Source organism: Novosphingobium sp. HII-3 (assembly GCF_002916655.1).
Classification (GTDB): Bacteria; Pseudomonadota; Alphaproteobacteria; order Sphingomonadales; family Sphingomonadaceae; genus Novosphingobium; species Novosphingobium panipatense.
On the sequence record NZ_PPSM01000088.1, the window covers coordinates 31,467 to 49,209 of the forward strand.

Genomic DNA, 17,743 nt, shown 5'->3' on the forward strand with positions numbered 1-17,743 from the left:
GGCTTGGCTTTGCATTGATGCTTTCGGCGGGGCAGCTTTCCACGGGTGCCATTGCAGCGACGGCACCCGGACGTGCAAGTGTCAGGCCCCGGCGTTTTCGAGAGTCGCTGTCACCGAAAAGGTCTTCACGAAGTCCTCGAAGCATTCATGCATGAAGTCCAGCTGCGCGTCCTCGAGTCCGTGGTGACAGGCCAGGAGAATGCCGCCCCGCATCACATCGTCCGAAACCGGATAGCCGCTGCGCGATGTCGCGCTTACGACGGACTGCATGGCAGGCTGCCGGAGTATATTGCCGGTGAACACCGGACGGGTCTGCACGTCCCTCTCTTCCAGCCATATCTGCAGTTGGCGCCGGGTGAACGGAGCGTCCTTGCGGATCGTCAGCGGGAAGGCCAGCCAACCGGTGCGGGAGTCCGGCATCTGGCGCGGAAGCTCGAACCAGTCTTCGTACTGGCTGAAGAAGCGGTACTGGCGCTCGAAGTTGTATTCCCGAGCTTCGATGTTCTTCTGCAGCTTTTGCAACTGAACAAGTCCGAACGCCGCACCCATCTCCGACGGCTCCACGTTGAAGCCAAGTTCATCGAACAGGAATTTCGCATCATAGCTGATGCCATCAAGGGCAACATTGAAACGCTTTTCGATGCTTTCGGAGTCCACGAACAGCGAACTTGTCCGCCCCCAGGAGCGGAGCAGCAATGCCCCGCGGGCCAGATCCGGATCGGACACGCAAAGCATGCCCCCGTTGCCGCCCGCGTTGATGACGTGCGAGCCATAGAAGCTCGTGGTCGAAATGTCCGACCGCGTGCCGGTGCTCTCCCCTCGTAGGGTCGCTCCGAGAGTGTCGGCACTGTCCTCGATCACCAGCAACCCATGTGCCGATGCGATCGCGCGGATGCGATCCCAGTCCGGGAGGTTGCCGATCAGGGACGGGATCATCATGGCCTTCGTTTTCGGCCCGATCATCTCCTCGATTCTGTTCACGTCGATATTGTAGGTGCCGGGTGCAGCATCCACAAAGGCCGGTACAAGGCGCGAACGCACGATGGGCGCGACAGTAGTCGCAAACGTCAGGGCCGGGGTGATGACCTCACTACCCTCCGGCAGGTCGAGCAGTTCTACGGCAAGGTAATTCGCCGAGGAACCGGAGTTGACCATGATGCCGTGATCCTTGGCGAAGAGTGCCGCAACCTTCTCCTGCATCTCACGAACTTTCGGACCCATTTGCGTCGATGTTCGCAGGACTTCAACCACCGCCGCGATCTCTTCCTCGCCATGTACAGTCTGGCCGTAGTTTACGCGCATGCTGGAACCTTTCTTGCGACACTATCATCAAGTTCAACGTGGCTTTCGCCGGAATAGAATTCGATCTGCTCCTCGCTGAAGGCGCGCATGTCAGTGCGGCCTTGCGCGCAGGTGCGGTACCAGTCCGCCGTCATGGCAACCGCCCAAGCCGTGGACAGGCGAGGCTTCCAGTGCAGCCGGGCACGAGCCTTGCTGCTGTCCAGGGTCAGGAGGCCCGCTTCGTGAGGGTCTGTCACTTGCTTGTCGAAGGTGATGGGAGCTGCGTTCTGTCCCCAGGCACGCTGGAAGGACCGCGCAAGCGTTTCCACGTCAATGAATCCTTCGGCGCTCGGCCCGAAGTTCCAAGCCTCCGCGAACCTGTGGCCTTGCTCGCCCAGGAGCCGAGCGCCGAGCAGAAGATAGCCGGAAAGCGGTTCCAGCACATGTTGCCACGGGCGCACGCTGGCGGGGTAGCGGATCTTCACGCAAGCGTCCGCAAGCGTGGCCTTCACGATGTCCGGCAGGAGGCGATCGAGAGCTCTGTCTCCGCCCCCGATGACGTTCCCCGCCCGCGCCGTGGCAAGCTGACAGCCGACGGGATCCGAGAAGAAGGAGCGGCGGAAGGAGGTCGTGAGCAGTTCCGCACAGCCCTTGGACGCGCTGTAGGGATCGGATCCGCCCATCGCATCATTCTCCCGGTAAGGTGAATGCCACTCCAGATTTTCATAGCACTTGTCACTGGTTACGACCACGACCGCGCGCAAGGAGGGCATGCGCCTGGCGTTTTCAAGGACGACCGCTGTTCCGGCAACGTTGGTAGCAAAGGTGCCGACCGGATCGGTATACGAGGGCCGCACGAGCGCCTGGGCTGCCAAATGGAAAACGATGTCGGCATCGATGTCGGACGTGGCGGCCGCGTAAGCCTCGGCATCACGAATGTCGGCCAGCCGATGGTCTATCGCATCGCGCAGCCGCGTGGCATGGAAGAAGGCGTCCTTGGCGGCGGGCTCCTCAAGTGACACGCCGATGACGTGCGCACCGAGGCGCTTAAGCCATAAGGCGAGCCAGCCGCCTTTGAAGCCGGTGTGACCGGTTACCAGAACCCGCTTTCCGCGATAGCTGTCTGTCAGAGATGGTGCGAGATGGGGGGCTTCAGGCATGCTGGTGCAACCTGGCATCGGTGGAAAGGACCGGTTGGCCGTTCGCAAAGTCCATCCATGGAGGAAGCGACGCCGAACCCAGCTTGTCGAGGGTGTCGCGGTCGCGAACCGTGTCCATCGGGTGCCAGAAGCCCTTGTGCTTGTAGGCCATCAGCTGTCCGTCGCGTGCAAGGCGAGCAAGCGGGGCTTGCTCCAGTGGCTCCTCGTCGCCCGTGAGATAGTCGAGAACACCGGGTTCGAAGACGAAGAAGCCCCCATTGATCCAGGTCTCGTACTTGATCACCTTTTCGGTGAAGTCGGTCACCTGGCCGTCCTCGATCTCGAGGTTGCCGAAGCGGGCGGGCGGCTGCACTGCAGTAACTGTCGCCAGCTTGCCGTGGGCGCGATGAAAGGCGAGCAGCGCATCGATGTCGATGTTGCCGACGCCGTCCGAATAAGTGACCATGAAGGTTTCATCGTCAAGCCAGTCACGCAGGCGGCGTATGCGCCCGCCGGTCATGGTCGCAAGGCCGGTGTCCACGACGGATACGCGCCAGTCCACCTTCGATGTCGGACGCAGCGCCATCTCACCGTTGCCGATGCCAACGGTGAAGTCGTTGGACATGAGGTGGAGATCCTGGAAGAAGCTCTTCATGGCCATCGCCTTGTATCCGCAGGCGATGATGAAGTCGTTGTGGCCCCAGCGATCGTAGATGTCCATGACATGGAGCATGATCGGCCTGCCCGCCACTTCCACCATGGGCTTGGGTATGCGTCCGGTTTCTTCGGCCAATCGCGACCCGAGGCCACCTGCAAGCAAGACAACTTTCATGTGCTATCCTCCGGAGTTGGTGCGGCATCTGCCGATCGCCGGTTGTGGTCCAAGCCTAAGAGCAGAGGGCCTGCATCGAGAAGTGTTCTTCCGGGGTAGGCAGCTTTAGCTGGTGCCGGGTGCCAAAAGGCTACGGTGCGGGATCAGCGTTGACGGCTGCAGTCGAAATAGCCCGCCGGAATAGCCTTGGCCCCTCAGGTCTGGAGCCGGTGAACTCCACATAGCGATGGAGGCGGGCGTAGTGTTCGAAGGGCTCCTCGATATCCTCTTCGCCGCTGATCACGATGGTTGCGGGAGGAGAGGCGTTCAGAAATTCCTGCAATCGGGTAGGCGAGGTGGTCGTGTAGTAGGGCCTGTCGTCGGCAGGCAGGTAGTCGGCGACGCGGTAGACGAATTGGCCCGCCGCAAACTGGGGCGGCACTTTCAGACCGGCTTCAAGCGCAAGGACGGGGGTCAATGTCACGCCCAGCTCACCTTCCCGTACACCCGCGCGCCGGGACATTCCACGCATCTCGTCGTGAATGGTGATGCTGCGCCAATTCCCGGGACGAACAAAGTCGACGAGGCCGGGGGCGAGCCGCGTGGCGCTGCAGAGAAGCGCAACCAGCCCCAGCGCAATGAGAATGGCGTCCGCCGCCTCGGGATTGTCCTGGCGGGTGGGCGCGCGAAGAAGGATCAGACCAATCAGGAGGAACGGAATAGGCGGGACGAAATACTGCGGGAAAGACGGCGTCGGAACGAATGCGACGATGATGCCGCATAAAGAAAGCGCGGCAGCAAGCCATACGGGCCAGCCCAGGACCAGGCGACCGCCCGGTCGCTCTGCGCGCGCAAGTTGGAGAGCCGGAAGAACGAACAGGCCCGCGAGGACGAGCAGACTAGCCCCACTTGCCCATACGCTCTCCGCCAGGAGAAGCTTCTGGGGCAGGCTCGTCACCTTTGGCTCTGTCGAAACGGACCAGTAGATGGCCTGCATCTCGGTGAAGTAGCGCAGGGTGTGAGCGAAGAACGTCTGCGGGCCGGACGCCACGAGCATCAGAATAGGCAGCGCACCGAGGATTCCGCCGATGGCAAGTGGCAGGCACTGGCGCAGCAATCTTTGCGTCAGCGGTCGCTTCAGAGGGGCGAGAACGGTAGCGGCGGCAAAGAGTGGCGCCAGAAAGATGTAATTGGCTTTGAGTCCGACCGCCACCGAGACCAGCACACCCGCCACGGCGCAGGACACAGGCTTCGGAGCGGCCTCGTCCATGCCTTTAAGCAGGAACCGGAACGCCCAGATCGCGGCGGGAATGGGCAGGAAGTTGTTCGTCACCATCGTGCCCGGTGATCCAAGCAGAAGGATGTTTCCGATCAACAGCGACGTGGCGGCCCAGAAGACGGCGGGACCTGCAGCTTGCTGGCGCGCGATGCTGCGTAAGCCAAGGATCGCGACCAGCCATGCAGCGAGAACGAGGAGGCGTCCCACAAGCAGGTAATGAACGGAGCCCGTCACACGATAGATGGCGCCAAGGAGCCATGGCAGATAGGGAAGATGGTTGTAGCCGAGCACCGTGTAGAGATTGTCGAACGTGCTCATCGCTGAAACCGTCACGAAGAGATTCTCGTCACGGTTCAAGGGGAAGTTCAGGACCCTTCCGCAAAGGCCGGCAAATACCAGAACAAGGATTGTTGCGCCGACGGCGCGTAAGGCACCGCGACTGGAAAGTGCGCCCGGCTTCAAGGCTGCTTCGCGCATGCAAACTCCCACCTTATCCATTGCGGGATCATGTCGGATCGAGCCGTTCTTGCGAGCGCGATTAGGTTTTAGCTCCTAAGGCTGACGCGAAGTACGCCATTGCGAACTCGCAGGACGTAGCGTCTCTTTAAAAACACATGGCTGCGACGAAGAGTTAGATCGCATGCCCAGCCCGGTTCCTGGCGGCGGTTTGCTATTTTGCAGCCTGTTGTTCTCCAAAGTTCAAGGACCAAGCCGTGCTTCCATCGCGTGACGCACCTCAGAGCATAGCGATCGTCACGTCCGGCTTGGGAGCCGGCGGAGCAGAGCAGGTCATCGCGCAATTGGCGCATCACTGGCTTTCCGCAGGGAAGCGCGTGGAGATCGTTTCCTTCGATGATCTGGAGGACCCGGTCTACCACGTGTTCCCCGCCGAGGTCGGGCTTCACCGGCTTTCCGTCGCCGGCACTGCACAGCGGGTTTGGGCGCTGCGCAAACGGCTCGCGCATATTCAGCCTGACGTCGTCGTGTCCTTCCTGACCAAGATCAACCTGATCGCAGCGCTTGCCACCTTCGGCATGGACGTCCGGCTGGTGTGCTCGGAACGGAACAATCCGCAGCGTCAGGACGCTCACCCGTTCTGGAATCAGGCCTTGCGACTGGCCTACAGAAGGGCTGACCTCATAATCTGTCAGACGCAAGGGGTCCGCCGCTGCTTCGGTGCTTCGCTGCAGGATCGCATCGTTGTCATCCCCAACCCGGTCCCTGCAGGAGAAGCTGGAACGGGAAACAGGCAGCAAAACCGCGTTTGCGCCGTTGGGCGCCTCACGCGGCAGAAGGGTTTCGATCGCCTGCTCGAAGCCTTCGCCGCCATTTCCCACCGCTATCCGGAGTGGAACCTGGACATCTGGGGGGAAGGGCCGGACCGGGCGGCGTTGGAAAGGCAGATCGACGCGCTGGGGTTGAGCGGTCGTGCGAACCTGCGTGGGTTGAGCCCGCAACCCCGGTCCTGGGCGGCGGAAGCCGACGTGTTCGTGCTGTCCTCCCGCTATGAAGGTTTCCCGAACGCTCTGGGAGAGGCGATGGCGGCAGGATTGCCCGTTGCCGCCGTGGATTGCGAGTTCGGACCGGCCGATCTCATTGAACATGGCGTCACCGGTCTCCTTGTTCCTGAGGAAGACGCTCAGGACCTGTCCAGGGCATTGGCACGTCTCATGGCCAATGCAGGCCTGCGGGACCGCTTGGGGAAGGCTGCTCGAGCCTCCGTCGCCCGCTTCAGGCCTGAACGCGTGCTGCGTTTGTGGGATGCCGCGCTTGAGCCCCGCTATTCCTCAGCCTCACCACCGAGATCTTCGATCCATGTAGCCGTCAAAGGGAGGTAAGTCCTATGAGAACGTTACGCATCCTTTTCACGTCCGCAGGGCGGCGGGTGGAGCTGATCAACTGTTTTCGCGAAGCTGCGGAAAAACAGGGGTTCCATGCCGAGATACATGCCTGCGATCTCATGCCCGAACTGAGCGCGGCCTGCCTGTCCGCCGATATAAGTTTCGCGGTGCCGCGCTGCACCGACCCCGGCTATGTGACGTCTTTGCTCGATTACTGCTCGTATGCCCGGATCGATCTTCTGGTCCCGACCATCGACACCGAACTTGAGCAGCTGGCACACGCCCGTTCTCAGTTCGCGCAAATCGGAACCGAGGTCCACATCAGTTCCCCTGCCACCATCGACATCGTCCGCGACAAGGAACTGACGGTCGAAGTCTTGCGAGCAATGGGCGTTCCCGTCCCGAGAACCTCCAGGATCGAGAAGATGACGAATGGTGACGGCTGCTGGGAAGGGCCGTTTTTCGTGAAGCCCGTGGCAGGCAGCGCGAGCCGCGGGATCGCTGTCCTCGAAGGGCCTCACCAGATCAGGAACGATTACGAAGAGCCCATGCTCGCGCAGGAGTTGCTGCGCGGGGATGAGTACACCGTGAACATCTATCTCTCCGATGATGGCGTCCTGCTTTCCGCCGTCCCTCACCGCCGGCTTTCGATCCGGGCTGGCGAGGTGGAAAAGGGCCGGACCGTACGCGAGACGCGCTTTATCGAGATCGCGGAAAAAGTCGCCAAGGCTCTGCCGGGTGCGCGAGGCGCCCTGTGCTTCCAGCTCATCGACGACCCGTCCCGTGGGCCATGCGTGTTCGAGATCAACGCTCGCTTTGGCGGCGGTTATCCACTGGCGGATCGCGCCGGCGGCCGGTTCGCTGAAAGCCTTATAGCCAGGCTGGCCGGTCGCGGCGAGTGTGCCACGATGGACTGGCGCGAGGACGTGGTCATGCTCCGCTACGACAGTGCGATCTTTCATGATCGACCTTAGCGGCCGTGTCATCGTACTGGATCTTGACGACACGCTTTATCTTGAGCGCGACTACGCGCGAAGCGGGTTTGAGGCAATAGGAGCATGGATCGAGGAACGACACGCCATCCGCGGCTTCGGCGGTGCTTGCCAGGATCTGTTCGACAAAGGCATACGCCGGGCAATCTTCGATCATGCTCTGGCGGATCTGAAGCACGCCGACAGAATGCCCAGCGTCAACGAGCTTGTGGAGGTCTACCGATCGCACAAGCCGCAGATTCGCCTCGCACCGGACGCCGCTCACCTCCTGCGGCGGCTGCGGGGCGTACCCGGCGCTCTGATCACCGACGGCCCGCTTATCTGCCAGCGCAACAAGACCGAGGCCTTGCGGCTCGGCAACTATCTAAAGCGGATCATCCTCACCGCCAGCCTCGGCCCCGACTGCGGCAAACCGCACCCGCTTGCCTTCGAACTGGTCGAGGAATGGTCAAGACGGGCTCCCGAGGACCACGTGTATATCGCCGATAACCCGACCAAGGATTTCGTCGAGCCGCGCCGGCGTGGCTGGCTTACGGTGCAGATCCAGCGGCCAGAGCGCGTACACTTCGAGCTCGCGCCGACTCCGGCTCACACGGCCGTCTATGCCATCGAGTCCCTGGATGAAATCAGGGTGCGCTGAAGCAACGCACCCTGCTCATCAGGGTCGGTCGGGCTCAGCGAGCAGAAGGTCACCTTGCGCACGTCGCTCGCCACCGACCATCACCCAGACGGTCAGGAGCAGTATCCGCAGGTCCAGCAATGGGCTGGAATGGGCTACATACCACAAGTCGAGGGCAATCTTCTCTTCAAGCGCAAGGAGCGTATTGCCGTTGACCTGCGACCAGCCTGTAAGGCCAGGCCGAACCGCGCCACGCTGGACACCATGCATTGCGAGCGCTGCGATCGTCTCCGGCAGGAGGGGGCGGGGCCCTACAAAGGCCATGTCGCCAGCGACCACATTCCACAGGCCCGGCAGCTCGTCGAGGCGACTGCGGCGAAGAAATCGGCCGAAAGGAGTGACACGCGCCTCGTCGGGCAGAGGGCGGCCCGAGGCATTGCAGGTGTTTCGCATCGAGCGCAGCTTCAGCAACGTGAAGGGAACGCCGCCCCGCCCCGCCCGCTGCTGCCGGAAGAGAACCGGCCGCCCCAGCGAAAGGAGCACTCCCCCGGCGAGCAGGACCAGAAGCGGGAGGGCAAGCATCAGAAGGACGCCTGCCGCCCCGCGCGCCATCCACTGGCCGAGCCTCATGGCGGGCGTGCGCATCAGGCCTCAGCGGTCCGCCGCCAAAGGGGCTGGGTGAAGCGGCGGGCCCGCTCCGCGAAGGTCGGCCGCATCGGCACGGGACCCTGGTAATACGATGCGCTGTCCGCGTAGAACTGCACCGAGTCCCCATAGCGCCGCCTTGCGTGCTCCGCATAGTCGACCTGATCGAAGATCACGCCGCTTACGCTGCTGTCGAGCATCTCCAGGGCCGCGCGCATCTGGTCCGCCGTCGTGTGGCCCCAGCGGGACACCATGATGGTGTGATCGGCAAAGAGGCACATGGCCCTCGCGTCGCGCACAGCGAGCGCAGCCGGTGCGTTGATGATGACCAGGTCAAACCGTTCTCGCAGCTGCCTCAGGAGTTCGCGAAGGCGACGCGACGAAAGCAGGACGGCAGGTTCCGCCACGGGTTCCTTTGCACTCAGGAGCACCATCTGGCGTCGTCCCTCGTCCTCTGGAAGTGGAAGCACTCCGTCATACCCGCTGTTGCCGGACGCTGCGATGAGGCTGTCCAGGTCCGCTCGCCCGCAGACCACGTCCACGAGGTCGGGTGCCATCGTTTCGTTCTGTAGCTGCTGGAGCACGCCCCGCTTGCGCAGGTCGAGGTCGAGAATGACGGTGCGTTCCCCCATCGCCAGCCCTGCTGCAGCCAATGTCAACGACACCGTGGATTTGCCGTCGCCCGGTAGCGGCGAACTGATGAGGACGACCTGTGCGCCGGGGCGGGTACGAAGCGCACGCACTTCGCAGTAGGCTGACCGGGCGACTTCCGCGAAAAGGGATTGGGGCTCCTGGATGACGGGGCTCTGGTTGGGATCGTCAGGAAGATCACGATCCATGAGCGGCAACATGCCCAATGTGGGCAGACCGAACAGACGGCGGATCTGCACCATGGTACGAAGGCGATCATCCATGAAGTCGCGTGTGAATGCGATGAGGAAGGCCAGAACGGCAGAGCTGATCATCGCCGTAAGCGTCATCTTGAAGGGCGCCGGCGACACTGCGTCGAAGTTTGGCACGGCGGGCGAAAGCAGCGACGAGGACACACCCTCGTTCTGCATCTGCGCACGCACCTGTTCGACGCGGCTAACAACCGATTCGTAAGCATCGTTGGTGAGACTTGCCTCGCGCATGAGGCGCTGGAGTTCGACCATGTTGCGCGAATTCGCGAAGGCTTTGCCGTTGAGGCTAGCCACGATACCGGAGAGTCGAAGCGCCTGCGCGGAATCGCTGGCGGCTTCGCTCCGGGCCAGTTCCGTCATGCGCGATGCCTCGGCGCTGCTTACCGCCTGAGCGGCCGACTGTACGCGGTTGCGTTCGGCCGCGATGGTGCCTTCCACAACGGAAAGCTGCGCGTTGAGACGCTTCACGTCCGGGTGATTGGGTCCCAGGCTGGTGCCTAGCCGCGATATCTCGCCAAGCAGTTCGCCCCGTTGACGATCAAGCTGGTCAAGCGATCCCGAAGTCGCGTTTGCCGTGCTGCGCATGCCGGCGGCCCGTGCGACACCCGCGGCGCGGGCCAGAGCGCCGTCGCGTGCGGCGCTGGCTACGGCGCTTTGCGCTGCCACACGGTTGATCTGGGCAAGATCCTCCTCGCTACCGCTGCCAACAAGCATCTGGTTCTTCTGTCGAAATTCCGCGACGTTGCTGGCGGCCTTCTTCGCCGCCTCATCGCGCACCTTCAGGTCGCTCAGCAGCGACTTCAGCAGCTTGGCGCGGCGTTCGTTGCTCATCGTGAGGCGAAGCGCGCGGACCGATGCCGGCAACTGGTTGGCGATCGCGGCGGCCAGTTCCGGCGAACGCGACGTGACCGTGATCTCCACAAGGTCGGAGCCGGCCTGCGCGTTGATCGCTATCATGCTCAGCAACCGGTTTGTGGCGACCTGCGACAGCGTCTTCTTCTGGGGCGGGCTGCTGCCCAACTCGCGGAGGAAGCGGCGGTCCTCCAGCAGGTTCAGGTCCTTGATGACCTGCTCTGCGGCCGAGCGGGAGCGATGGAGCCTTACGGCATTGGCGACGCGCTCCGCGTTGCGCGAATTGACATCCGCCTGGTTCGTACCGACCTCGTCGATAAGCTCGATCTGAAGGTTGGACGTCGAACGATAAAGCGTGGGGGAAAGCAGCTGCTGAAAAAGAACAAGCAGCGAAACGACGCCGACGATGCCCAGCATCAGACCGCGATAGCGATACAGAACGCGCATGAGGTCGCGCGGCCCGATCTGCTGGTTCATGGCCCCGCCGCTCAGTGTCGGTTCAAGCGGAGCGGCCCGGCCTCTGTATCGGTTCGGTACGTTGCCGGCGGCTCCTGCCGTAATCGCATTCGACATTTAGCTTCTCCACCCAGTCGGCGTGCGAGGCGGCATTCGACCGCTCGCGTTTGAGGAGAGTATGCTTCGGATCGTACAGGCGGCAAAAAGGGCATCCGTCAGAATGGCGCTCCAATAGAGACTAGTCCCTTCGAGCAGCCCTCCTGCGCAAAAGCGAGTCATAGAGATCGAGGTGGCGCCGTGCGGCTCCATCCAGTGTGAAATTGGCCACTGAAGCAAGGGCGCCTTCCGAAAGGCGGCGGTACAAGGTGGACTCCGAGGTCACTCGCTCTATCGCAGCCGCCAGGGCTGCTGGACGTTCCGCACAAAGCAGGCCGTTATAGCCGGTTCGAACAAGGCCGCTGTTGCCTGGCACGTCCGTGGCAACGACAGGAACGGCACTGGACAGGGCCTCGAGTATGGCGATCGAGAATCCCTCGTAAAGCGAAGTGTTCAGGTAGACGTCGCTCTCGACCAGGAGATCCGGCACGTCCGCTCGCTCGCCAAGGAACTCGATGATATCCGTGAGACCGAGCGATGAAACCTGTGCCTGCAGCCGCGCGAGATCCGCTCCTCCGCCGGCTATGCGAAAGAGAGGCGCGGGCCGTCCCGGACCGGCACGCGCCTGCATGACTCGCGCAGTCTCGATCAGGAGAGTATAGTTCTTCTGCTGGGAGATAGCCCCCACGGTCAGGATGCGAGGACGCGAACCCGTTCGCGTGCGCGGGGAGGTCGCTCGCAGGCTCGGTGCCGGCGCGTTGGGGATCACGGTGAACGGGCGTCGGGAGTGACTGCGGTAGAGACCCGCCACGTCGGCGCTTATCGCCACGTAATGATCCACGATACGATCGAGTATCCTGAAGAGGGAGGGTGGAAACGATAAGCGGCTGTTGTGGTGCGTGCATACGACGGCACCGCGGTAGCCCGCCAGGCCCAGCATGAGCGCCGCCCGCACGGTATGGGCGTGAACAAGCTGCGGCTGCTCCCGTTTCAGGAAGCGCCTGAGGACGAGGGAGCTCTTCAGCAGGCCACGTCCGGCGCCAAGGGACAGTGATCGCACGCGGCATCCTGCGTCCGCAAGGCGCCTTCCGAGAGTTGCTTCCATTGAGGCGGAGTTGCCCAGCGTTGTTGCCTCGCACATCGTGAGCACCGTGGGCGACACGATCTCGGCCGCGAATACGACGTTTAGGTTCGTGACCAGGTTTTCTGCGCCTCCGGACGTGAGACTCGTCAGGATCGAACAGATCCGAGCGGACTGGCGCTCGTCGGCTTGCGGTACCCGTGCGGCTTGTGCGTTCATGCTTCGGCTCCCGCCACTGCGGCGACTGCGGCCCTTCGTCTCAGGGTTCGCCAGAAGATGGTGTCGGTAATCACCACGGCGGCGGCGCCGGCTGCGACATGGGCCAGGTTTGCGCCGATGCCACCGTAGCGGGGCACCAGCATGAATGCTGCGACAAGGAAGGCGCACAAGGACGCCACGCTGGCGAAAAGCACGTGCGTGGGCCGATTCATCGCAAGAAGGGCCGAACGTGCCGGCGCGGCGTGCAGCGTCAGCATCACGGCGACAAGCTGGGCAAGCAGCATGGGGTAGCTCTCCGCGTAGCCCGCCCCGAACGCAAGATCGAGCGCGGGTTTGCCGGCCAGCCAGCAGGCCCCGATGGCGGTGAGGGCCATGGCTGCCAGTGTCATCTGCAGCATTGTGACGAGCTGGCGCAACGCGGTCCCGCCGGCCTGTGTCCAGAGCCGGGCCAGATCAGGGTATATTACCGTCTGGATCATGTTGCCTGCCGTCTGCGCAACCCGTGCGATGCGGCGGGAAAGGTAATAGAGCCCCGCCGCCTTCGGCCCCGCGAAAGTGCTGACGAGAAGCGTGTCCATCTCGTGAGTGACGGTGCCGATCATCGACGACAGGTTCGTCGACATGGCAAACCGCATGAAGCCGGGAAAACGCCCGGGCAGGTCGCTCTTGTCCGCGAAGATCGGGTTGGGCACCCCTGTCGCCCGAAGTGCCCTGAAGCCAAGGAGATTGAACAGCAAGGCATCGAAGATCTGGGTGATTGTCCAGACCACGACAAACCCGACGAGGCCAGCCCCGCCCGCCAGCAGGATCGCGGAGAGCGCCAGGCGCAAGAGGCACCCCGCCAGCTGGATGTATGCGAGAACGCGAAACTTGCCGGCGAGCCGCAGGGCTGCACTGGCCATCCCGCGAATGTTGAAAGCGATGGCGAGGGCGTAGATCGCGACCAGATCTACATGGCTGGGATCCAACCCCACCAGCGGCCCTATCAGCCATGCAGCCATTACCGTCAGTATGGCGGCAAGACACGATCCGGCGATATCCAGCAAAAGGCCATAGGCATAGAGCGAGGCCAGACGCCCCGGATCGCCGCGCTCTTCTTCAGCCGCTACAAAGCGGACGAGCGGTTGCCAGGATTCAAAGCGGACGAACCGCTCGCACACGCGGCCGATCGTAAGCACGACGGCCATCACCCCGAATTCCTGCTGACCAAGCGCACGCGTGGCGATCGCAAGGCTGGCCATCATCAGCGTCACGTTGCCAAGATTGCCGGAGAGCAGATGAGCAACGCTGATCAGGCGCGGACGCAGCAGCGCGCTGCCCCGCCAGCGTTTCAGCCAGACTTGCGCCAGCCCGCCTGCCCGACGAGTCCAGGCGGCTCCTGCAGCCGGATTGTTTGCTTGTCTCAAGGCGCGACCCGCCGATGGTGCTCACGTATTCCCGCCGGCACACGTTGCCCGAGGGCGAGGATCCCGGCGTTGGCAAGGGCGAACAGCAGGAGGGGCGGCCCGTTCCACATCCTGCCGAACATGTGCGGAAGGGACATCGTGTAAATGAAGAAGACGGCAAAGCCGGCAAGGCAACATACGCCGTCCACCCGGTTTCGCCCCATCAGTATGATCGCCTCCACGAGCATGGCGACCATGATCAGGCACAGGCCGAGGAAAGAGAGCACGCCGCCTTCGTTCAGGACGAGCAGGTAGAGCTGGTGCACCGGCATTCCGTAGACGCTGGTACGCCGGTATCCGTCGCTCCCGAGGCCTATGACAAGGTTCTGGTCCGCCATGTCCCAGGCTTCCTTTATGAGCACGGTCCGGCCCACGAACGTGCCCGCCTTTGTGGGATCGCCGGTCATTACCGCTTCGCCCACACGTTGTTCGAATGCGGCAGGAACGGGTCCGTCGAGAACGACGTAGCCGGTGATGGCAAGAGCAACGGGTATCGCCAGGGTGACCACCAAACGAAGCTGTGACAGGACGAGCACGAGCAGGACCGCTATGGTGGCCGCAGCCACTCCGGTGAAGCTGGCGCTGGCTACGAGGCCCGCGATGATCAGCAGCGCCAGTCCAGCCGCGTAGACCCGACGGATTCGGTTGTTTATGACCGCGTGCAACAGGAAGATGAGCGCGAACGTGCAGACTGCACCATTCGAGTTGGGCTCTCCGGTCATGGCACCGAGGCGCCCGTTGCCGGTGACGACGTGCCGGTTCACATACCGGGTGATCGTTTCGTAATCGAGCGTTCCGGTCAGAGCGACGCCGATCGCTTGAGACGTCGCCACACCAAGCACATAGGCGATGGCGCAACGCTCCAGCAGGGATCGTGAACAGGTAGTCAGCAGCATCGGGATAAGCAGGAACGCAAAGGCGTATTGCCCGCCGACGACCGGCCAGCGCAGGAACTCGCCATGGGCCAGCGATCCGACGAGCATTCCCCCGATCAACAGGATCACACCCATGATCCAGGCGATCGACATGCGCCCGAACATAGCGCCGTTCAGCCCTCGGGAGGTGAGGATCGCGACCGCGCAGACAAGCAGCAGAATGTCGCAAATCGAAATGTTCAGGTTGGGCAGCCGGCCCACCTGCCACCACGACAGGAAGAATGCCGCCACTGGCAGGAGGAGCGCCACCACGCGTTCCTGCGGGGTCGCAATGCTGGATGCCGGGAAGGGCGTACGCTCCTGCCCACGAGGCACTCCATGCGATCGTCTCGGAGCGCTATCCGGCGAAGCCTTGAACGTTGCTGTTGCCATGACCCTATGATGGGCGGCCCGGCTCTGTGGAGCAAAGGCGAGGGAGGTCAGGCGGTGGTGCAGAGAGGGTAGCACATACGAGTTAGAAGGCCCGGTTCGCTACGCCCTATTGGTAGCTGGCCGCGTGCGAGGGGGCGGGATAGGTTCAGTCGTTCAGCTTGGGGCAGGCGCTCGCGCCTTGAGGCTGCGATCGTCTGACAAGGGAGGCCGAAATGCCGGTGGCGAAGCTCATTGCGGCGCGCAAGCCTCAGCCCGAAAGGAGGCTGCGCAGCGTTGCGCTTGCCGCTCTTTCCATATCGGCAGCGCTCTTCCTCTTTGCTCCGGCTCAGGGCCAGCAGCCTGCGGTGAAGAACCTTGCGGGGAAGAAGGCCTTCCCCGGTGCTCTCGGCTACGGGGCGTTGGCCGCAGGGGGAAGGAACGGCAGAATAATCCACGTGACGAGCCTTGCGGACAGCGGAGTCGGCACGCTTCGCGCCTGCATCGAAGCCCGGGGCCCGCGCGTTTGCGTTTTCCGCGTGAACGGCGTCATCCGGTTCACCTCCAGGCCTCCGTGGATCGTGAACCCGTATATCACCATCGCCGGGCAAACGGCGCCAGGTGGCGGCATCACGCTCTCCCACGGCGGGGGAGACAACGGTCGGACACCGCTGGTCATCAAGGATACGACCGACGTGATCATCCGCCACGTCCGGGTGCGAACGGACCGGATAGGCGGCTTCCAGGGCGCCGAAGACGACATCACCATCGAGAACAGCACCCGAGTCATCATCGACCACGTCAGCGGCAGTTGGGCGAGGGACGAGGTCATCAACGGTTTCGGTGACAACGACGACGTGACGATCAGCAACTCGATCTTCGCCTGGGGCATCCCCAAGCATGACAAGTGCGCGCTGCTGGCAAGCGATCCGAAGGACAAGCAGCGTATGACGTTCGTGAATAACATCTGCGCGCACAATGGAGATCGCAATCCAGACATCAACTTCCCGCCGGCGTCCTGTGTCGAGGTGGTCAACAACATCCTCTACAACGCACAGTCCGAGTTTGCGGAGGTATGGGAAAGTTACGGAGGGACACCTGTGTCCATCGTGGGCAATACATTCGTTGCCGGGGGCGATACGAACCCGGGGAGCCGCGGCATCGCGCGTGAGACCACCGGCACACGCGGCATGGCCAAGATCTACATGTGGGACAATGCATTCGTGGGATCGTTCAGCCACATCAGCCCGGAAGTGAAAGCCGCTGTCGTGACGACATCGCCCTGTCCGCTCACCGCCCCACCGCGAACTGCGGCCGTTGCCTACGCCGATGTCCTGTTGAAGTCCGGGGCCTTTCCGAGAGACGCGATCGATGCACAAGTGGTCGCCGACGTGCGCAACCGAACCGGGCGCATCAACTATCCGAACCCCGCCATACCGCGCCAGCCAACCGCAGCTCCTTACCCGGACGCAGACAAGGACGGCATGGATGACACGTGGGAACGATCGCAGGGCATGAATCCGGCCGCTGCCGATCCTTGGGCCGACCAGGATGGCGACGGCATCGCCAACTTCGAGGAATTCCTGACCTTCCGCGAAAAGGGTATGGGGCTTTGAACGCTTTTGCCATGACGGGCCTTGCGCCGCGTGTGCCGGCGCCGGTCGAAGGCCGGCCGACCATTTGCCTCCCTTTCTCCGGCGACGAACTGGGCGGAAGTCACGTCTCCGTGCGCGGTCTGTTGGAAGGTCTTGACCATGAGCGCTATCGGGTCATCCTCGTTCCGGAAGTATCCGGCGGGAAGATAGCGCGCAGCTTCGCGGGATACGAACAAAAGGCCGACCCCGCTCGCTCCTCGCGACCGTTCGTTCCGGGGGAGCCCTTCGGACTGCTGAAGGCGGTGCAGGCCCTTTCGGGTGCCATGAAGCGGGCCCGGTTCCTTCGTGGCGAGGGCGTCGCACTGGTCCATACCAACGACGGACGGACTCATGCTTCGTGGGCGCTTGCCGCGCGGATCGCAGGTGCGCGATTGCTATGGCACCACCGGGGTGATCCGGAGGCCAAAGGCCTGCGTCACGTCGCCCCCGTTCTCGCCAGCCAGGTGGTGACGGTTTCACGCTTTGCCCTTCCATCGACGAAGCGGGGAGCCTTAAGTACGGCACAGGTTGTCTACAGCCCCTTCGACACAGCGATACAAGCGGATCGGGCCAGCATGCGGGCACGAATATTGCAGCGCATCGGCTCTTCGGAAGACACCGTCCTTTGCGGATATTTCGGCAACTTCATCAGCCGAAAGCGGCCGCTTGAGTTTGTGGCTGCCGTCGAGCGCCTGGCGGAGAGGAGCGAACGGCCGGTGGCAGGCCTCATGTTCGGCGACGAAAGCAATACGGACTTGGGCGATGCCCTGCCCCGACGGATAGAAGCGATGCGCAGGGGCGCCGTCCATATGATGGGCTACTGTTCGCCGGGACATGAATGGCTCGCCGGTTGCGACCTTCTGCTGGTGCCGGCTGCGCGCGAACCGCTGGGACGCACGCTCGTCGAGGCCATGCTTGTGGGCACCCTGGTGGTAGCAACCGATTCCGGTGGAAATGCCGAGGCTCTCCATGGCGGCTGCGGCGTGCTCTGCCCCCTTGATGATCCGGACGCGATGGCGGCAGCTGCGGCCGAACTTCTGGCGAATGAAGCCAAGGCGCAGGCCATGCGCGAAGTGGCGTCAGCGCAGGCACGTCTGCGCTTCTCAAGCGAGCATCACGTACGTCAGATTTCAAAGATCTACGATCGTCTGGCTTCGCCATGACGGTT

Annotated in this window: 14 protein-coding genes; 5 read left to right on the forward strand and 9 right to left on the reverse strand. The window is 62.9% G+C overall.

The window, feature by feature from the left end; translation table 11 throughout:
• Positions 1-81: 81 nt before the first annotated feature.
• From C2R25_RS19720 to C2R25_RS19735, 4 genes are all read right to left on the reverse strand, one after another.
• A complete protein-coding gene (locus C2R25_RS19720; protein WP_103730819.1) occupies positions 82-1,302 on the reverse strand; it encodes a DegT/DnrJ/EryC1/StrS aminotransferase family protein in 1,221 nt (406 codons plus the stop codon).
• Positions 1,293-2,441 carry a CDP-glucose 4,6-dehydratase gene (rfbG, locus tag C2R25_RS19725; protein WP_103730820.1) on the reverse strand — a complete coding sequence of 383 codons (1,149 nt, stop codon included), beginning with the start codon at positions 2,439-2,441 and terminating at the stop codon, positions 1,293-1,295. The genes C2R25_RS19720 and rfbG overlap by 10 nt, the downstream gene beginning before the upstream one ends.
• Positions 2,434-3,252: a glucose-1-phosphate cytidylyltransferase gene (gene rfbF / locus C2R25_RS19730; RefSeq protein ID WP_103730821.1), complete on the reverse strand. Its 819-nt coding sequence runs from the start codon at positions 3,250-3,252 to the stop codon at positions 2,434-2,436. The genes rfbG and rfbF overlap by 8 nt, the downstream gene beginning before the upstream one ends.
• A gap of 130 nt (positions 3,253-3,382) precedes the next feature.
• Entirely contained in the window at positions 3,383-4,987 is a 1,605-nt protein-coding gene (locus tag C2R25_RS19735; protein ID WP_103730822.1) for a hypothetical protein, read from the reverse strand.
• A gap of 236 nt (positions 4,988-5,223) precedes the next feature.
• Here C2R25_RS19735 and C2R25_RS19740 point away from each other — a divergent pair, with 236 nt between their 5' ends.
• From C2R25_RS19740 to C2R25_RS19750, 3 genes are read left to right on the forward strand one after another with little or no spacing between them, the layout of a single operon-like run.
• Complete coding sequence (locus C2R25_RS19740) at positions 5,224-6,348, forward strand: glycosyltransferase family 4 protein (protein WP_103730823.1); 1,125 nt, start codon at positions 5,224-5,226, stop codon at positions 6,346-6,348.
• A gap of 5 nt (positions 6,349-6,353) precedes the next feature.
• Positions 6,354-7,325, forward strand: coding sequence for an ATP-grasp domain-containing protein (locus C2R25_RS19745; RefSeq protein ID WP_103730824.1), 972 nt, complete (start codon positions 6,354-6,356; stop codon positions 7,323-7,325).
• On the forward strand, positions 7,312-7,983 hold the full coding sequence (locus C2R25_RS19750; RefSeq protein ID WP_103730825.1) for an HAD family hydrolase: 672 nt from the start codon (positions 7,312-7,314) through the stop codon (positions 7,981-7,983). The genes C2R25_RS19745 and C2R25_RS19750 overlap by 14 nt, the downstream gene beginning before the upstream one ends.
• Before the next feature lie 18 nt (positions 7,984-8,001).
• On the opposite strand, the gene C2R25_RS19755 is transcribed toward C2R25_RS19750, so the two are convergent.
• From C2R25_RS19755 to C2R25_RS19775, 5 genes are all read right to left on the reverse strand, one after another.
• Complete coding sequence (locus C2R25_RS19755) at positions 8,002-8,607, reverse strand: sugar transferase (RefSeq protein WP_233204168.1); 606 nt, start codon at positions 8,605-8,607, stop codon at positions 8,002-8,004.
• Positions 8,607-10,934, reverse strand: a complete 2,328-nt coding sequence (locus C2R25_RS19760) for an AAA family ATPase (RefSeq protein ID WP_103730826.1) — start codon at positions 10,932-10,934, stop codon at positions 8,607-8,609. Before C2R25_RS19760 ends, C2R25_RS19755 begins: the two co-directional genes overlap by 1 nt.
• A gap of 121 nt (positions 10,935-11,055) precedes the next feature.
• Entirely contained in the window at positions 11,056-12,213 is a 1,158-nt protein-coding gene (locus tag C2R25_RS19765) for a glycosyltransferase (RefSeq protein ID WP_103730827.1), read from the reverse strand.
• Entirely contained in the window at positions 12,210-13,619 is a 1,410-nt protein-coding gene (locus C2R25_RS19770; protein ID WP_103730828.1) for a lipopolysaccharide biosynthesis protein, read from the reverse strand. Before C2R25_RS19770 ends, C2R25_RS19765 begins: the two co-directional genes overlap by 4 nt.
• Entirely contained in the window at positions 13,616-14,965 is a 1,350-nt protein-coding gene (locus C2R25_RS19775; RefSeq protein ID WP_158250729.1) for an O-antigen ligase, read from the reverse strand. Before C2R25_RS19775 ends, C2R25_RS19770 begins: the two co-directional genes overlap by 4 nt.
• A gap of 212 nt (positions 14,966-15,177) precedes the next feature.
• Between C2R25_RS19775 and C2R25_RS19780 the strand changes: the two genes are divergently transcribed.
• A complete protein-coding gene (locus C2R25_RS19780; RefSeq protein WP_103730830.1) occupies positions 15,178-16,557 on the forward strand; it encodes a polysaccharide lyase family 1 protein in 1,380 nt (459 codons plus the stop codon).
• Positions 16,554-17,738 (forward strand): glycosyltransferase family 4 protein, encoded by a 1,185-nt coding sequence (locus tag C2R25_RS19785; protein ID WP_233204170.1) that lies wholly within the window; start codon positions 16,554-16,556, stop codon positions 17,736-17,738. Before C2R25_RS19780 ends, C2R25_RS19785 begins: the two co-directional genes overlap by 4 nt.
• Positions 17,739-17,743 lie beyond the last annotated feature (5 nt).